Genomic DNA, 16242 nt, shown 5'->3' with positions numbered 1-16242 from the left:
AGCTATGCCTCCACCAGGTAGGAGAAGACGCTCTCCAGGGACTCGTCCTCGGGCAGCAGCCGCCGCACCCGGATGCCCTGGTCGAGCGCGATCCGGGGCAGCGCCCGGGTGAACGCCCCGTAGTCGCCGGCCCGTACGGTCAGTCCGGCCCGGTCCAGCTCGACCCCGTTGACCGACGGCTCGGCCATCAGCGCCACGGCCAACGCCCGGTCGTCCGTGGACTGGACGGCGAAGACGTGCGGCCGGTTGGTCATCAGCCGGCGGATGGTGCGGAAGTCGCCGGAGGCGGCCAGCCGACCGGCGACCATCACCTGCACGGTGCCGGAGACCTGCTCGACCTCCTCCAGAATGTGCGAGCTGAACAGGATGGTCCGGCCGGCGTCACCGAGGCGGTGCAGCAACTGCATCATGTGCAGCCGCTGGCGGGGGTCCATGCCGTTGAACGGCTCGTCGAGCAGGAGCACCTGCGGGTCGTGCACCAGCGCCGCGGCCACCCGGGTCCGCTGCCGCATGCCCTTGGAGTAGGTGCCGATCCGTCGGCCCTGGGCGCCCTCCAGCTCGACCAGGTTGATCGCGCGGCGGGCCGCCTCCGCCGGGTCGGGCAGCCCGTGCAGTTTCGCACTGGCCAGCACGAACTCGTACGCGGTGAGGAAGGTCTGCACCGCCTCGCGCTCGCTGACCAGGCCGAGCCGCCGGTAGACGTCGGGGTTGCGCCAGGTCGGCTGGCCGTCGAGAGTGACCCCGCCCCGCGAGGGGGCCAGGAACCCGGCCATCATGTGCAGCAGGGTGGTCTTGCCGGCCCCGTTCGGACCGAGCAGGCCGGTCACCCCGGGGCCCAGGGACATGGTGACGTCGTTGACCGCCACCACGTTGCCGTACCAGCGGGAGACGCCGGTCAGGGTCAGTTCACTCATGCGGAGGCGACCTTCCGGTATCGGACGAGCAGCAGCGCGACGCAGGCGGCCACCAAGGCGACGGCGGCCACGGCGTAGAGCGGGCCGAACCCACCGATCGGGAGGTCCGTCGAGCCGCCGCCGGGCGAGGAGAGCAGGTCACCGAGGGCCCAGCCGCCGATCGACTGCACCATGGTGGACGGGGAGGCCAGGAAGGCCAGCTCGTTGACCGTGGTCGACGGCATCACCTGGAGCGTGCCGACGATCGGGGTGGTCATCAGGAAGACCGCGACCACGCCACCGGCGGCGAACGCCCGCTTGCCGGTGAGCGAGGCGACCAGCAGCCCGACCGAGGCGAAGACCACCGCCCACAGCCCGGCGTAGAGCAGCCCCGGCAGCAGGTCGAGCAGTTCGTCCCAGGCGCCCCGCCACCCCTTGCCGGTGGTGAACGCGGCCCCGACGAACATCAGCAGCTGCGGCGCGCCGAGCAGCAGCCAGAGCGCGGTCACCAGGGCGGCGAGCTTGGCCAGCGGGTAGTCGGAGCGGGGCAGCGGCCGGGAGAAGTAGAGCGGCAGCACACCGCTGCGCAGGTCACGGGAGACCAGCTCGGGCGCGACGACCGCGACGAAGAAGATCACCAGCCAGCTCATCGCGTCGGCGAACTGGGCGTACGTCAGCACGACCTCGCCGATCTGGGTACGCACCGCGGTCGCCCCGGCGGCGACCACGACGACGATCGCCACGATCAGCCACGGGAACATCTTGGCCTTGGCGCTGCGGCCGAGGCCGAACGCGGTCCGCAGACCGTGCCCGTAGAGCGCGCCGAAGACCTGCCGGCGGCCGAGGCGGGGACCGCTGTAGCGCTGGTAGCCGATGTCGTGGATGACCCCGGTCGGCTCAGGCATTGATCTGCTCCCTCGGTGCGAAGAGTTCGGCCACCCGGTGCCGGCGCTGGTCGAGCCGGTGCAGCGGCAGGTCCAGCGCGGCGACCGCGCCGAGGATCAGGTCGTAGGTCCCCTCGTCGGCGAGCGGGACGAGCAGCATCCGGCCGTCCCGGCCCACCGGCAGGTCGAGCGCGGCGAGCCGGGCGGCCAGTTCGTCCGTACCCTCGCTGACCTCGACCGCGAGGATGTCGGTGGCGGAGGTCATCGCGGAGATCCGGTCGGCCCGCAGCAGCCGCCCGCCGTCGATGGCGACCAGGGTGTCGCAGATCCGCTCGACCTCGCCGAGCAGGTGCGAACAGACCACCACGGAGATGCCGAACTCGTTGCCGATGCGGTGGACGAGGTTGAGCATGGCGTCCCGGCCGGCCGGGTCGAGGCCGTTGGTCGGCTCGTCGAGCAGCAGCAGGTCCGGGTCGTGCACCAGGGCCTGGGCCAGCTTGACCCGCTGCTTCATGCCGGTGGAGTAGCCGCCGACCGGCCGGTACCGCTCCTCGTAGAGGCCGACGTGGCGCAGCGCCTCGGAGGCCCGTTCCCGGGCGACGGTGCGGGGCAGCCCGCTGATCCGGCCGAGGTGGGTGACGAACTCGGCGGCGGAGAGGTCCGGCGGGAGGCAGTCGTGTTCGGGCATGTAGCCGACCCGGGCCCGGACGGCGGCCGGGTCGGCGGTCGGGTCCAGGCCGAGCACCCGGACGGAACCGCTGGTCGGGGCGAGCAGGCCCAGCAGGATCTTGATCAGGGTGGACTTTCCGGCACCGTTGGCACCGACCAGCCCGACGATTCCCGGTTCGACCGCGACGGTCAGGTCGGCCAGCGCCGTGACCCGTCCACCGTAGGTCTTGGTCAGCGACTCGGTCGCGAGCAGTGTCACGCCGCTCAGCCTAGGGAGCCGGCGCACGCCGGAACATCGGGTCCGCCCCTGATCCTCCGTCGCGCGCTCCACTAGGGGGTAACCGACGCACATCCGACCAGGTCACGCAGGGTTCTGACGACGAGACGCACCGTCGCGGACCGACCTGGAAGTGGACCGAGCGCGCGGGCGGCCCCGGCCCGGAGCAGGCCCGGCGCGGAGGCGGACGGAACCGGCCGGCGTGGTGGACCGACCATCGGTCCACACCGGCCCCGCCGGGTGACGGGTTCCCGACGACGGACGTCGGCCGAAGATCGCCGCACGACGCCGGGACGGGACGGTTCGACCGGCCCGCGCCGCCTCCGGACCGACGGCACCGCGTTGACCAGCGTCGCTGTCCGCGGCGGGCGGTCCGCACGGCGGTACGGGACGACGACACGGGGAGCCGTACGACGGTCCGGGAGGCGCGATCGTGGGGTGGCACTCTCGACCGATCGCCGGTCGGCTGCGAAACTGTGTGCCGGTCAGCGAGTGGGGGGTGTGATGAGCAACGGCTGGGTGCTGCCCGACGACGTGCTCCGGGACGCGCCGGTGTTCACACCGCGTCCGGGTGAGCTCGCCGACCTGGAGCTGCTGCTGAGCGGGGCGTACGCGCCACTGACCGGCTTCATGACGCGGGCCGACCTGACCTCGCTCAGTCGCCGGGGCCGGCTCGCCGACGGGACGCCCTGGCCGGTGCCGGTCACCCTCCAGGTGCCGGCGGCGGTGGCCGAGGGGCTGCGGCTGGACGACCCGGCAGGCCGGGTGCTGGTGCTCACCGACGGCGAGGGAGCACCGCTCGCCGCGCTCGACGTGCAGGACGTCTGGTCCGGCCGGGACGGCATCGCCGGACTCGGTGGCCCGGTCCAGCGGATCGGCGACGGCGGCCATGCCCCGTTCCAGCGGTTGCGGCGGACCCCGGACGAGGTCCGGGCGCTGCTGCCCCCCGGACGGGTGCTCGGGGTGATCGCCGACCGACCGCTGCACCGGCCGCAACTCGCCCAGATCGCGCACGCGGCCCGGACGCTCGGCGCGCACCTGCTGCTGATGATCCCGGTGGGTGAGGAGGCCACCGGCGGTCTGCCGTCCGAGGCGCTGGTCCGCGCGGTCTTCGCCGCCCGGGACCGGATGCCCCCGGCGACCCTGATCACCGTGCCGCTGGCCCGGCGGCGGGACGAGATCAGCGACGCGCTGCTGCGGGCCCGGGTCTGCGCCGCCTACGGCGTGACGCACCTGCTCTCCACCGAGGAGACGCTCTCCGGTGCCGGACTGCGGGTGCTGGTGCCCCGCGAACTGGCCTACGACAACCGGGACGGGCAGTGGCGCTGGCGGGACGACATCCCACCGCGCAACCGACGGCTGGCCTTCAGCCAGGAGGAGATCGACGACCACCTGGACCGGGGCTTCCCGCTGCCGGAGTGGCACACCCCGCCGGCGGTGGCGAAGGAGTTGGCCCGCGCCCGGCCGCCGCTGCGGCACCGGGGGCTGGTGGTCTTCCTGACCGGGCTCTCCGGGTCCGGCAAGTCGACGATCGCCAGCGGGCTCGCCGACGCGCTACGGGAGGCCGGGGACCGGACGATCACCCTGCTCGACGGGGACGTGGTGCGGCGGGAACTCTCCGCCGGGCTGACGTTCAGCCGGGCGGACCGGGACCTCAACGTACGACGGATCGGCTGGGTGGCCGCCGAGATCGCCCGGCACCGGGGAGTGGCCATCTGCTGCCCGATCGCCCCGTACGCCCAGGCGCGGGCGACCGCGCGGGAGATGGCGGAGTCCGCCGGGGCGGGTTTCGTGCTGGTCCACGTCGCCACCCCGCTGGAGACCTGCGAGCAGCGGGACCGCAAGGGTCTCTACGCCCGGGCCCGGGCGGGGCTGCTCACCGGGATGACCGGCGTGGACGACCCGTACGAGGAGCCGACCGACGCGGACCTGGTGGTGGACACCTCGGACATCTCGATCGAGGAGGCGGTGCAGCGGGTGCTGCACCTGCTGACCGAGAGCGGCTGGATCGAGCCCCGCCTGACCCCGGCCTGACCCCGACCCGTCCGGCTTCGCCCGGCCCCCGCCCGCCCGGCTTCCACCCGCCGACCCGGGACTGCCCGGCATCGGTCCTGTCCGACCCGGACGGACCCGGCTCGGACCGACCCGACTCGGGCCTACCTGACGCGGGCCTACCCGGCTCGGGCCTACCTGACGCGGGCCGACCCGGCTCGGGCCTACCTGACGCGGGCCGACCGGCTTCGGCGGGATGCCGCACCTCGGTCACCGGCGGCGTCCGGCCCGCGTCGGGGCCGTCCCACGCATGCGTCGGCAGCCGGCTGCCTTCCCCACCCCGCACTCGCCGCGCTAGTGTTCATCTTTGTTGGAACACGTTCGAGAACGTCGGACGACACGGGAAGCGGAGGCTGGAGATGCTGGCGCGGCAGCGACAAGCGGCCATCCTGGAGCGGGTCCGGGCGAGCGGCGGGGTACGGGTCAGCGACCTGGCCGCCGAGTTCGGCGTCTCCGACATGACCATCCGCCGCGACCTGGACGCGCTGGACGCCCAGGGGCTGCTGGCCAAGGTGCACGGCGGGGCGACGGTGGCCGACCCCTCGGCGGCCGACGAGCCCGGCTTCGACGCCAAGTCGGTGCGCCAGCCGGCCGAGAAGGCGGTCATCGCCGCGCACGCCGCACGGCTGGTCCGCCCCGGCGCGGCCGTCGCCCTCTCCGCCGGTACGACCACCGCCGCGCTGGCGCGTCGCCTGGTCGACGTGCCGGCGTTGACCGTGGTCACCAACTCGTTGCCGGTGGCGGAGGTCTTCCACAACGGCGGCCGGCCGGACCAGACGGTGATCCTCACCGGCGGCATCCGGACACCCTCGGACGCGCTGGTCGGGCCGCTGGCCGTGGCGGCGATCCGCTCCCTGCACCTGGACGTGCTGTTCCTCGGGGTGCACGGAATCAGCGAGCGGGCCGGCTTCACCACGCCGAACCTGATGGAGGCGGAGACCAACCAGGCGTTGATGGCCTCCGCCGACCGACTGGTGGTGCTCGCCGACCACACCAAGTGGGGCCTGGTCGGCCTCTGCTCGATCGGCGAGCTGGGCTGCGCGGACGTGGTGGTGGTCGACGACCGGCTGACCGAGGAGGGCCGCCGCGTGCTCGGCGAGCAGGTGACGGAGCTGATCGTCGTGGAACGGTCGACGGGTGGTCGTCCGGCGAGGGAAGGGACACCGGCATGAAGCGTACGGTCACCAGGCTGGCCGACGGCCGCGAGCTGATCTACTTCGACGAGCGGGACGACGTCGTCCGCGACGAACCGGACCGGCGGGAACTCCCCCCGCCCCCGCCCGCGTCGCAGCTACGCTACGACCCCCTGCTCGACGAGTGGGTGGCGGTCGCGGTGCACCGGCAGGCCCGCACCTTCCTCCCCCCGGCCGACCAGTGCCCGCTCTGCCCCTCGCGGGGCGACCGGCTCAGCGAGATCCCGGCCTCCGGGTACGACGTGGTGGTCTTCGAGAACCGCTTCCCCGCGCTCAGCCAGCGGATCGCCGACGAGCCGCCGGGCGTCACCCCGTTCACCGAGATCCGGCCGGGGCTGGGCCGCTGCGAGGTGGTCTGCTTCACCGACGACCACCACGCCGCGTTCGTCGACCTGCCGCCCGCTCGGGTGCGGACCGTCCTCGACGCGCTCGCCGACCGGACCGCCGCCCTGGCCGAGCTGCCCGGGGTCGAGCAGGTCTTCTGCTTCGAGAACCGGGGCGTGGAGATCGGGGTGACCCTGCACCATCCGCACGGCCAGGTCTACGCGTTCCCGTTCGTCACGCCCCGGACCCGGACGATGCTGGCCGCCGCCCGCCGACACGCCGAGCGCACCGGCGGCAACCTCTACGCCGACGTGCTCGCCGCCGAGCGGTCCGCCGGGGAGCGGGTGGTGGCGGAGAACGAGCACTGGACGGCATACGTGCCGGCGGCGGCGCGCTGGCCGTTCGAGGTGCACCTGGCCCCGCACCGGCCGGTGCCGGACATCCCGGCGCTCAGTGACGCGGAGCGGGACGCCTTCGGCCCGCTCTACCTGGACGTGCTGCGCCGGTTCGACAGGCTGTTCGACATACCGATGCCGTACATCGCGGCCTGGCACCAGGCCCCGGTCCGCGTCGACCGCGAGCTGGCCCACCTGCACCTTCAGCTGTTCAGCATCCGGCGGGCGGCGGACAAGCTGAAGTACCTCGCCGGGACGGAGTCGGGGATGGGCGTGTTCATCAGCGACGTCGCCCCGGAGCGCGCCGCGCAGTTGCTGCGCGAGGCCTGAGACACCGACCCGTCTGGCGATCGGCAGGACGGACAGGACGGGACAGGGCGCGGGGGGCCCGGGACAGGGCCCCCCGCTGGGAAGGGACGGCTGGCTGCGCACGACAGCCGGGAAGGCTGGCTGCTCGGCGCTCACGTGTCGCATGCGACCGTGGTCAACCTTCCTGGACGCGACTGGCATCACGTCCACCCTGTCAACGACCGGGCGCCCCGTCCGGTGACGCGGGACACGCGGCGCGGTCGCCCCCGGGCACGCACGGAGCCCGCCGGCCTCAGCCGACGGGCTCCGTGGGTGGACGCGATCAGGCGCCGAGGCGGCGTGCCAGGTTCTCGTCCAGGGCGTTCATGAACTCGTCGGTGGTCAGCCACGGGGCGTCCCGCGAGATGAGCAGCGCGAGGTCCTTGGTCATCTGGCCGCCCTCGACGGTGTCGATGATGACCTGCTCCAGGGTGTTGGCGAACTCGGTGACCGCCGGGGTGTTGTCCAGCTTGCCCCGGTGGGCCAGGCCCCGGGTCCAGGCGTAGATGGAGGCGATCGGGTTGGTCGAGGTCTTCTCGCCCTTCTGCCACTGCCGGTAGTGCCGGGTGACGGTGCCGTGGGCGGCCTCCGCCTCGACGGTCCGGCCGTCCGGGGTCATCAGGACCGAGGTCATCAGGCCGAGCGAGCCGAAGCCCTGGGCCACGGTGTCGGACTGCACGTCACCGTCGTAGTTCTTGCAGGCCCAGACGAAGCCGCCCTCCCACTTGAGCGCGGCGGCGACCATGTCGTCGATCAGCCGGTGCTCGTAGGTGATGCCGGCGGCGTCGAACTCGGCCTTGAACTCGTTCTCGAAGACCTCGGCGAAGATGTCCTTGAACCGGCCGTCGTACGCCTTGAGGATGGTGTTCTTGGTCGACAGGTAGACCGGGTAGCCGCGGTCGAGGCCGTAGCGCATCGAGGCGCGGGCGAAGTCCCGGATCGACTCGTCGAAGTTGTACATGCCCATCGCGACGCCGCCGCCGGTGAAGTTGGCGACCTCCATCTCGACCGGTGCGCCACCGTCGGTCGGGGTGTAGGTGACGGTCACCGTACCGGGGCCGGGGACGACGAAGTCGGTGGCCTTGTACTGGTCGCCGTGGGCGTGCCGGCCGATGATGATCGGCTTGGTCCAGCCCGGCACCAGCCGCGGCACGTTGGACATGATGATCGGCTCACGGAAGACGACGCCACCGAGGATGTTCCGGATGGTGCCGTTCGGCGAGCGCCACATCTTCTTGAGGCCGAACTCCTCGACCCGGGCCTCGTCGGGGGTGATGGTGGCGCACTTGACACCGACGCCGTGCTCCTTGATGGCGTTGGCGGCGTCGATGGTGACCTGGTCGTCGGTCTCGTCGCGGTACTGGATCGAGAGGTCGTAGTAGTGCAGGTCGACGTCGAGGTAGGGCAGGATCAGCTGCTCCCGGATCTGCTTCCAGATGATCCGGGTCATCTCGTCGCCGTCGAGCTCTACGACCGGGTTGTTTACCTTGATCTTCGCCATCGGCCGGCGCTCCTCTCGGGGGACACGTGCTCAAGCAGTACGAGCGTACTGGAAGATGCCCGGTCCCTCGCAGCTGGGCCTCCACCTCCCCCGGAAGAGCAACGATCCTCCGGCCCGCCGTGGCGATCGGAGATCGATTCACGACGGCGGGGCCGGAGGATCGGGGGCGTCGGCCGGGCCACGCGGACGGCGGGCAGCCGCGCCACGGACCCGGGTCATCGACGGACCGTCGACGGGTCGGTCAGGGTGTCCCGGACCCGGACGGCCGCGTCAGACGTCACATGTTGGCGACGTCGGCCTGCTTGGCCCGGACCGCCTCGGCGGCTTCCTTCAGGCTGGCCAGCTCGTCGTCGTCCAGCTCGGTGGTGACGACCCGCTTCACGCCCTCGGCGCCCAGCTCCGCCTCGACGCCCAGGTAGACGCCGGAGATGCCGAACTCACCGTCGACCCAGGCGCAGACCGGCATGACCTCGCCGGAGTCCTCGGCGACCGCCTTCGCCATCCGGGCGGCGGCGGCGGACGGGGCGTAGTACGCAGAACCGGTCTTGAGTAGGGCGACCACCTCGGCACCGCCGTTGCGGGTCTTGACCACCAGGTCCTCGATCTGCTCGGCCGGCATCACGTCGCGCAGCGGCTTGCCGTCGACGCTGCTGCGGGACGGGACCGGGACCATGGTGTCGCCGTGCGAACCCAGGGTGAGGGTCGTCACCGACTTCACCGGTACGCCGAGCGCCTCGGCGACGAAGTTGCTGAACCGGGCGGTGTCGAGCATGCCGGCCTGACCCAGCACCCGGTTCTTCGGGAACCCGGTGGCGATCTGCGCCAGTGCGGTCATCTCGTCGAGCGGGTTGGAGACGACGATGACCACGGCGTTCGGGGCGAAGCGGGCGACGTTCTCGGAGACCTGACGGACGATCTTGGCGTTGGTCTCCAGCAGGTCCATCCGGCTCATGCCCGGCTTGCGCGGAAGGCCAGCGGTGATCACGACGACGTCCGAACCCTCGATCGCCTCGTAGCCCTCGCCGCCGGGGCCGGTGGTGGCACCGACGATCTTGGTCTCGAAGCCCTCGATCGCCCGCGACTGGTTGAGGTCGAGGGCGAGGCCGGCGGGCTTCCCCTCGACGATGTCGGTGATCACGACGGTGTCGAAGATGTCGTACTCGGCCAGGCGCTGTGCGGTGGTGGAGCCGTAGAAGCCGGCCCCGACGACAGTGACCTTCTTACCCATGGTCGTCCCACTCCCTGCTACCAGTCGGTTTTCCGGACCGTATCAGTCATCGTGGCACCGGACCGGCCGGGTCGGACGGTTATGACGTAGTCGGCACTTGCCGCTCAGCCCGCTCCACCACGTTGGTCAGCAGCATCGCCCGGGTCATCGGCCCGACCCCACCGGGCATCGGGACCAGGGCACCGGCCGTCTCGGCGACCTCGGGATCGACGTCACCGGTGTAGCGGCCCTTGCCGTCCGCGCCGATCACCCGGGTGATACCGACGTCGACCACCACCGCCCCCGGCCGGACCATCTCGGCGGTGAGCAGGCCGGGAACCCCGGCAGCCACGATCACGATGTCGGCGGCCCGGGTGTGCGCGGCCAGGTCGAGGGTGCCGGTGTGGCAGAGGGTCACCGTCGCGTTCTCGCTGCGCCGGGTGAGCAGCAGGCCGAGCGGACGGCCCACCGTGTTGCCCCGGCCGACCACGGCGACGTTCGCCCCGCTCAGCGGCACGTCGTGCCGGCGCAGCAGTTCCACGATGCCGCGCGGCGTGCAGGGCAGCGGCCCGTCGTAGCCGAGCACCAGCCGGCCGAGGTTGACCGGGTGCAGGCCGTCCGCGTCCTTCTGGGGGTCGATCATCTCCAGCGCCCGCTGGGTGTCCAGGTGGACGGGCAGCGGCAACTGGACGATGTAACCGTGGCACGCCGGGTCCGCGTTCAACTCGGCGAGCACCGCGTCGACCTGCTCCTGGGTGGCGTCGGCCGGCAGCTCGCGCCGGATCGAGGCGATGCCCACCTCCGCGCAGTCGCGGTGCTTGCCGTTGACGTACGCCTGGGAGCCCGGGTCGGCGCCGACCAGGACCGTGCCCAGCCCCGGGGTGATGCCCCGCTCCGCCAGTGCCTTGACCCGTACCCGCAGCTCGTCCTTGATCTCCGCCGCGGTCGCCTTGCCGTCCAGGATCGTCGCCGTCACTCCCCGATCGTCTCACGCCCGGCACCCGACGTTCCGCCGACCCGCTCCCTGTCCGCCGGGCACCCGCACCGACCTGGGGCGATCCACGCCGACGACAGGCGGACGGGCAACGAGACGGCACTCACCCTCCGTCACCTCCGCCAGTCGACGCCGCTGGGCACGGTTGGGTGTTGGTGGGCTGGTTGGTTGCAGGGGTCCCCTGCTACGCAAAATCCGGTAGCAGGGGACCCCTGCAGGCACCCGAGAAGACCACGCCGCCCTCAGCGGACCGCGAGCGACCGTCAGGGACCGTCAGTGGAAGAAGTGCCGGGTGCCGGTGAGGTACATGGTCACGCCGGCCTCGGTGGCGGCGGCGATCACCTCGTCATCCCGGATCGAACCGCCCGGCTGCACGACGGCGCGGACCCCCGCGTCGATCAGCACCTTGAGTCCATCGGCGAACGGGAAGAACGCGTCCGAGGCGGCGACCGAACCCCGGGCCCGGTCGGCCCCGGCCCGGTTGACCGCGAGGTGCGCCGAGTCGACCCGGTTGACCTGCCCCATGCCGACCCCGACGGTCGCCCCGTCGGCGGCGAGCAGGATCGCGTTGCTCTTGACCGAGCGGACCGCCCGCCAGGCGAAGGCCAGGTCGCGCAGGAGTTCACCGTCGGCCGGTTCGCCGGCCACCAGCCGCCAGGCGGCCGGGTCGTCGCCGGGGGCGTCCACCCGGTCGGCCATCTGCACCAGCACACCGCCGCTGACCTGCCGCCACTCGGCTGGCGGCGGGGCCCAGGCCGGGGCGCGCAGCAGGCGCAGGTTCTTCTTGGCCTGGAGCACCTCGACCGCGCCCGCCTCGAACTCCGGGGCCACCAGGACCTCGGTGAAGATCTCCGCGACCTGCTTGGCCAGCTCGACGGTGACCGGCCGGTTGACCGCGATCACCCCGCCGTACGCGGAGACCGGGTCGCAGGCGTGCGCCCTGCGGTGCGCGTCGGCCACGTCGGCGCCGACCGCGATGCCGCACGGGTTGGCGTGCTTGATGATCGCCACGGCCGGCTGGTCGGCGAAGTCGTTCGCCGCCCGCCAGGCGGCGTCCGCGTCGACGTAGTTGTTGTACGACATCTCCTTGCCGTGCAGCTGCTCGGCCTGGGCCAGCCCGACCGGGGCGTCCGGATCGGTGTAGAGAGCGGCCTGCTGGTGCGGGTTCTCGCCGTAGCGCAGCGCCCGCTGGGCACGCAGTCCCAGACCGGCGAAGACGGGCCAGTCCGCCTCCTCCGGGTCGAGCTGTGCCGCGCACCAGTTCGCCACGGCGATGTCGTACTCGGCGATGTCGGCGAAGGCGCGGGCGGCGAGCGCACGACGCTGCGCCAACGAGAAGCCGCCCGCGTCGAGGGCGGCCAGCACCCTCGGGTACGCGGCCGGATCGGTCACCACGGCGACCGAGGCGTGGTTCTTGGCGGCGGCCCGGACCATCGCCGGCCCGCCGATGTCGATCTGCTCGACGCACTCGTCGACGCCTGCGCCGGAGGCCACCGTGGCCTGGAACGGGTACAGGTTGGAGACCAGCAGGTCGATGCCGGCGATGCCGTGCTCGTCGAGCTGGGCGGCGTGCGAGTCCTTGCGCAGGTCGGCCAGGAGTCCGCCATGGATCTTCGGGTGCAGGGTCTTGACCCGGCCGTCGAGGATCTCCGGGAACCCGGTCACCGACTCGACGGCGGTCACCGGCACCCCGGAGCCGGCGATCGTCGACGCGGTGCTGCCGGTCGAGACGATCTCGACCCCGGCCTCGTGCAGGGCCCGGGCCAGCTCGACCAGCCCGCTCTTGTCGTAGACGCTGACCAGCGCCCGCCGGATCGGCCGGCGCCCGTCGGAGGGGGTACTCACGCCAACGGTGACCTTTCTTTCGGTGATCGTCCAACCTTCGCGGACCAGGCGGCCGACCTGCTCAACGAGCTGCCGCCGCTCGGCCACCTTGATGCGCTCGGTGAGCGTCTCCTCGTCGTCGTCGTCGCGCACCGGCACCGCGACCTGGGCGACGATCGGACCGGTGTCCATGCCCGCGTCGACGAAGAAGAGGGTCGCGCCGGTGACCTTCACGCCGTAGGCGAGGGCGTCCCGGGGCCCGTGGATGCCGGGGAAGGCCGGCAGCAGGGTGTTGTGGGTGTTGAGGTAGCGGTCGGAGAAGGCGGCCAGGAAGTGCGGACCGACGAGCTTCAGGAAACCGGCGGAGACGACCAGGTCGGGACGGTGCTCGGCGACCCGGGCGGTGAGTGCCCGATCCCAGTCCTCGCGGGTGGGATGGTCCTTCAACCGCTCCACGAAGGTCGGCACTCCGGCGGCGGTGGCCCGGTCCAGCCCGGCGATGCCGTCCCGGTCTGCGCCGACCGCGACCACCCGGGCCCCGTACGCCGGATCGGTGCTGGCTTCCAACAGGGCCTGGAGGTTGCTGCCGGAACCGGAGACGAGGACGACGATGCGGGCGGCGGACGCGGGCTCGGTCACCCGGTCACCCTATCGGGCGGGCGATGGTCCCCTTCCGCTGGCCAGACCCTCCGTCAGCCGGTCCTCACCGTGGGACCACGCCCCGCCGGTCACCCCGGACGTCGCCCCGAACAGGTACTCTGCCCCCGCTCGATACTCGACGCGCGAGCGGCCCACCCCACCTACGGGCGGCCCGGTTCGCGGTCACCCGATCAAGGAGTTCACCCCATGCAGCCCGGATACCCCCAGCAGCCGCCGCAGCAGATCGACAACAACATGACCATGTCGATCGTGGCCATCTTCCTCTTCTGGCCGCTCGCCATCCCTGCGCTGATCAACGCCTCCAAGGTCAACCCGCTGGTGCAGCAGGGTAACTACGCGGCGGCCCAGGCCGCGGCGGCGGAGAGCAAGAAGTGGTCGAAGTGGGCCCTCATCGTCGGCCTCGCCTGGTACGCCATCGCCCTGATCTGCTGCCTGCTGGGTGGTCTCGGGTCGCTGGTGAGCACCGACACAACCGTCTGACCCTCCCAACGCCGTACACCAAGGAGAGCAGCCCGTGCAGCCCGACAACCCCGGCCAGGACCCGTACGGCCAGCAGCCGCCGTCGGATCCCACCTCGCCGCAGTACTCCGACCCGTACGCTCAGCCGGCGCAGCCGTCCTACGGCCAGCCGTCGCACGACCCGTACGGTCAGCCGCCGCAGGATCCGTACGGTCAGCCGCCGGCCTCGGGCCAGCCGTACGGGCAGCCGCCGGCCTCCGGGCAGCCGTACGGGCACCCCACGTCGGGGCAGCCGTACGGGCAGCCGCCGACCTCGGGGCAGCCGTACGGGCAGCCGACCTCGGGGCAGCCGTACGGAGACCCGTACGCGCAGCAGCAGCCCTACGGCGCGGCGCCGGGCTACCCGGCCGGGCAGTACGGCCACTACGGTGTGACGCCGCAGAACAACAACCTCGGCCTGATCGGGATGATCCTCGGTATCACCTCGATCGTCTTCGCGATCTGCTGCGCGTTCCTCGGCATCATCCTCGGCATCGCCGGCGTGGTGCTGGGCGTGATGGGCCAGAAGAAGGCGGACCAGGGGCTGGCCAGCAACAAGGGTCAGGCGACGGCAGCCCTGATCACCGGCGCGGTGGGCATCGTCCTCGGCCTCGCCAACGCGATCCTCGGTGCCGCGCTGAACTTCAACTCGCTGAACCTGTCCTGACCAGCGAGCAGCGGCCACAGGCGGGGCGTCCGGAGTCCTCCGGGCGCCCCGCCGTCATCTGACCGCCCCCGTTCCGGAGTCCTGGGCGATGCCCCGGCCGCCCCTCCCCGAGTTCAGGGACGGGGGGTGGGCGGGCGGGTGAAGGCGCGGGTGGCGGCGGCTCCGAGCAACGCGCCGACCGCCACGACCGCAGTGGTCACGGCGGTCACCTGCCAGGCGACCGGGCCCACCTCGGCGAGCCGGCCACCTCCGAGCGGGCCACCGGAAACCGCCGCCGCCGCGCCCACCAGCAGACCGGCCACCGGTCCGGCGAGCGCCGCCGTGCCGAGCAACGGCCTCCAGGCCAGGGGCGTCCGGTCGTCGGCGGCCGACCGGAGCAGGCGACGGGCGAGCAGCCAGCCGGCCGCCATCCCGATCAGGACCGGCACCGCGAGCAGCAGCGCGCCGACCCCGTCGACCGGCCCGCGCGGCAGACCGGCGAGCAGTGGTACGGCCGGCAGCGCGCCGACGGAGACCTCGCTGGTGCGTACCGCCGTGTCGGTGCCCACCGCGAACCCGGGACCGAGCAGGTAGCTGGTCGCCCAGATCGCCGCGTTCGGCGCGTAGGCGAGGCTGACCAGGGTGATCCCGGCCTGCCCGGCCACGCCCGTCCGGTAGGCGCCGATCATGTCGGCGGCGTCGCCGCCACCGGTGGCGATGGCCAGTCCGGCGGCCCCCGCGCCCGCTGCGGCCAACAGCAGTCCGGCGACCAGGCCGGTGCGGACCCCGTCCTGCAGCACGGTGGGCACCCGCCGGAGCAGTCCGTCGGGAGCACCGGTGGTCCGCAGCGCGCCCACCAGGGCGGCGGCCACGCCGACGAGACCGAGGGTCACCCCGGCCCGCAGCGGGGAGAGCCGCATCCCGCCGCTGTCGGCACCGACCGCGGCGAGCACGCCGAGCAGCGCGTACCCGAGGCCCACCGCACCCGCCGCGACGAACGCCGGACGGATCTCCCCGGTGCCCCGCGCGCCCAACGCCCGGGTGGTGTGCACCCCGGCCCGGGTCAACCGCCAGACGACCAGTGCGGTCAGGGCCAGCGGGGCGAGACCGAGCGGGCCGGCACCGGTGTCGAGTGGCACCCCGTGGCCGAGCAGCCAGCCGGCCAGGCCGGCGCGGAGGGCACCGGCCACCGACGCGGCGTCCTCGCTGAGCTGCATCAACCCGAGCACCACGGCGACCGGCAGGTACGAGGTGAGGGCGGCCCAGCCGGCGGCCACCACGGCGGCGACGGCGAGGGGGGCGCGCCGCCGACGGGGGCCGTCCGCCCGGTCGGGCCCTCCGGGGCGCCGGGGACGCGGCCGGGGAACCGGGCCGGCACGACCGCTCGGCCGGTCGTCGGGATCGACGCCAGCGGGGCGGCGGGGTTGATCAGGGGTGATGGAGGACATCGGGTTCTACTCTGGCACGCCGGACGAGCGGGGGCAGTCCGATAACCCGGCGGATCACCGATGAGTTCGGTGATCCTTCCGCCCGGGACGGTACACCCGGTCTAACCTCGGCGCAGGCGCGGCCTTCCGCGGTCGCGGCCCCGACCGTCCGGAGGAAGCCGTGTCCGCTCCCTACGCCCCGCCCCCGCCGTCCGCCGCCGGCAAGGACCGGACCACCTTGTGGGGTGTGCTCGGCATCGTCCTCGGCCTACTGTGCTGCGGCATCCTGGGGGTCATCTTCGGGTACCTGTCGATCCGGGACGCCCGGCGGTACGGGCAGTCGCAGGTGCTGGGCTGGCTGGCCATCGCCTTCGGCGTGATCAACATCATCGGCAGCGCCGTCCTGCGGGCCACCGGGAACTACCCGCTCGGCAACGACTGACCACCGGG

Annotated in this window: 14 protein-coding genes and 1 pseudogene; 6 read left to right on the top strand and 9 right to left on the bottom strand. The window is 72.7% G+C overall.

What is annotated here, in order from left to right:
* Positions 1-2: 2 nt before the first annotated feature.
* Genes ACIBJE_RS15695 through ACIBJE_RS15685 form a run of 3 tightly spaced genes read right to left on the bottom strand, consistent with a single transcriptional unit; the run spans position 3 to position 2705 of the window.
* Entirely contained in the window at positions 3-914 is a 912-nt protein-coding gene (locus ACIBJE_RS15695; protein WP_396748576.1) for an ABC transporter ATP-binding protein, read from the bottom strand.
* On the bottom strand, positions 911-1798 hold the full coding sequence (locus tag ACIBJE_RS15690) for an ABC transporter permease (RefSeq protein WP_396748574.1): 888 nt from the start codon (positions 1796-1798) through the stop codon (positions 911-913). The genes ACIBJE_RS15695 and ACIBJE_RS15690 overlap by 4 nt, the downstream gene beginning before the upstream one ends.
* Entirely contained in the window at positions 1791-2705 is a 915-nt protein-coding gene (locus ACIBJE_RS15685; RefSeq protein WP_396748572.1) for an ABC transporter ATP-binding protein, read from the bottom strand. The genes ACIBJE_RS15690 and ACIBJE_RS15685 overlap by 8 nt, the downstream gene beginning before the upstream one ends.
* A gap of 522 nt (positions 2706-3227) precedes the next feature.
* Between ACIBJE_RS15685 and cysC the strand changes: the two genes are divergently transcribed.
* The 3 genes from cysC (at position 3228) to galT (ending at position 7017) form a co-directional block, all read left to right on the top strand.
* A complete protein-coding gene (gene cysC, locus ACIBJE_RS15680) occupies positions 3228-4757 on the top strand; it encodes an adenylyl-sulfate kinase (protein WP_396748570.1) in 1530 nt (509 codons plus the stop codon).
* 377 nt (positions 4758-5134) lie between these two features.
* A complete protein-coding gene (locus ACIBJE_RS15675) occupies positions 5135-5947 on the top strand; it encodes a DeoR/GlpR family DNA-binding transcription regulator (RefSeq protein WP_396748568.1) in 813 nt (270 codons plus the stop codon).
* Positions 5944-7017, top strand: coding sequence for a galactose-1-phosphate uridylyltransferase (gene galT, locus ACIBJE_RS15670; RefSeq protein ID WP_396748566.1), 1074 nt, complete (start codon positions 5944-5946; stop codon positions 7015-7017). The genes ACIBJE_RS15675 and galT overlap by 4 nt, the downstream gene beginning before the upstream one ends.
* A gap of 301 nt (positions 7018-7318) precedes the next feature.
* Here galT and ACIBJE_RS15665 read toward each other — a convergent pair whose 3' ends face one another.
* The 5 genes and pseudogenes from ACIBJE_RS15665 to purN all read right to left on the bottom strand — a co-directional run.
* Positions 7319-8536: an NADP-dependent isocitrate dehydrogenase gene (locus ACIBJE_RS15665; protein WP_396748564.1), complete on the bottom strand. Its 1218-nt coding sequence runs from the start codon at positions 8534-8536 to the stop codon at positions 7319-7321.
* Between the two features lie 277 nt (positions 8537-8813).
* A complete protein-coding gene (mdh, locus tag ACIBJE_RS15660; protein WP_396748562.1) occupies positions 8814-9764 on the bottom strand; it encodes a malate dehydrogenase in 951 nt (316 codons plus the stop codon).
* A 79-nt stretch (positions 9765-9843) separates the two neighbouring features.
* A complete protein-coding gene (locus ACIBJE_RS15655) occupies positions 9844-10719 on the bottom strand; it encodes a bifunctional methylenetetrahydrofolate dehydrogenase/methenyltetrahydrofolate cyclohydrolase (RefSeq protein ID WP_396748560.1) in 876 nt (291 codons plus the stop codon).
* A gap of 291 nt (positions 10720-11010) precedes the next feature.
* Positions 11011-12582, bottom strand: a complete 1572-nt coding sequence (gene purH, locus ACIBJE_RS15650) for a bifunctional phosphoribosylaminoimidazolecarboxamide formyltransferase/IMP cyclohydrolase (RefSeq protein ID WP_396748694.1) — start codon at positions 12580-12582, stop codon at positions 11011-11013.
* Positions 12583-13200: pseudogene (purN, locus tag ACIBJE_RS15645) on the bottom strand (phosphoribosylglycinamide formyltransferase); the annotation flags it as partial.
* Between the two features lie 207 nt (positions 13201-13407).
* Here purN and ACIBJE_RS15640 point away from each other — a divergent pair.
* Together ACIBJE_RS15640 and ACIBJE_RS15635 are read left to right on the top strand one after the other, a co-directional pair.
* On the top strand, positions 13408-13701 hold the full coding sequence (locus ACIBJE_RS15640) for a CD225/dispanin family protein (RefSeq protein WP_396748558.1): 294 nt from the start codon (positions 13408-13410) through the stop codon (positions 13699-13701).
* A 34-nt stretch (positions 13702-13735) separates the two neighbouring features.
* Positions 13736-14386, top strand: coding sequence for a DUF4190 domain-containing protein (locus ACIBJE_RS15635; RefSeq protein ID WP_396748556.1), 651 nt, complete (start codon positions 13736-13738; stop codon positions 14384-14386).
* A 113-nt stretch (positions 14387-14499) separates the two neighbouring features.
* Here the strand turns inward: ACIBJE_RS15635 and ACIBJE_RS15630 are convergent, their stop codons facing one another.
* The gene (locus ACIBJE_RS15630) at positions 14500-15813 is read right to left on the bottom strand and encodes a DUF6350 family protein (RefSeq protein WP_396748554.1); all 1314 of its coding nucleotides are present in this window, start codon (positions 15811-15813) and stop codon (positions 14500-14502) included.
* A gap of 160 nt (positions 15814-15973) precedes the next feature.
* Between ACIBJE_RS15630 and ACIBJE_RS15625 the strand changes: the two genes are divergently transcribed.
* The gene (locus tag ACIBJE_RS15625; RefSeq protein ID WP_396748552.1) at positions 15974-16234 is read left to right on the top strand and encodes a hypothetical protein; all 261 of its coding nucleotides are present in this window, start codon (positions 15974-15976) and stop codon (positions 16232-16234) included.
* Positions 16235-16242 lie beyond the last annotated feature (8 nt).

The sequence above is a fragment of the Micromonospora sp. NPDC050187 genome, assembly GCF_044459745.1.
In the GTDB taxonomy this organism is placed as follows: domain Bacteria; phylum Actinomycetota; class Actinomycetes; order Mycobacteriales; family Micromonosporaceae; genus Micromonospora.
The sequence above is the reverse complement of the archived record's forward strand: the minus strand, read 5'-3'. Positions and strand labels throughout refer to the sequence as shown.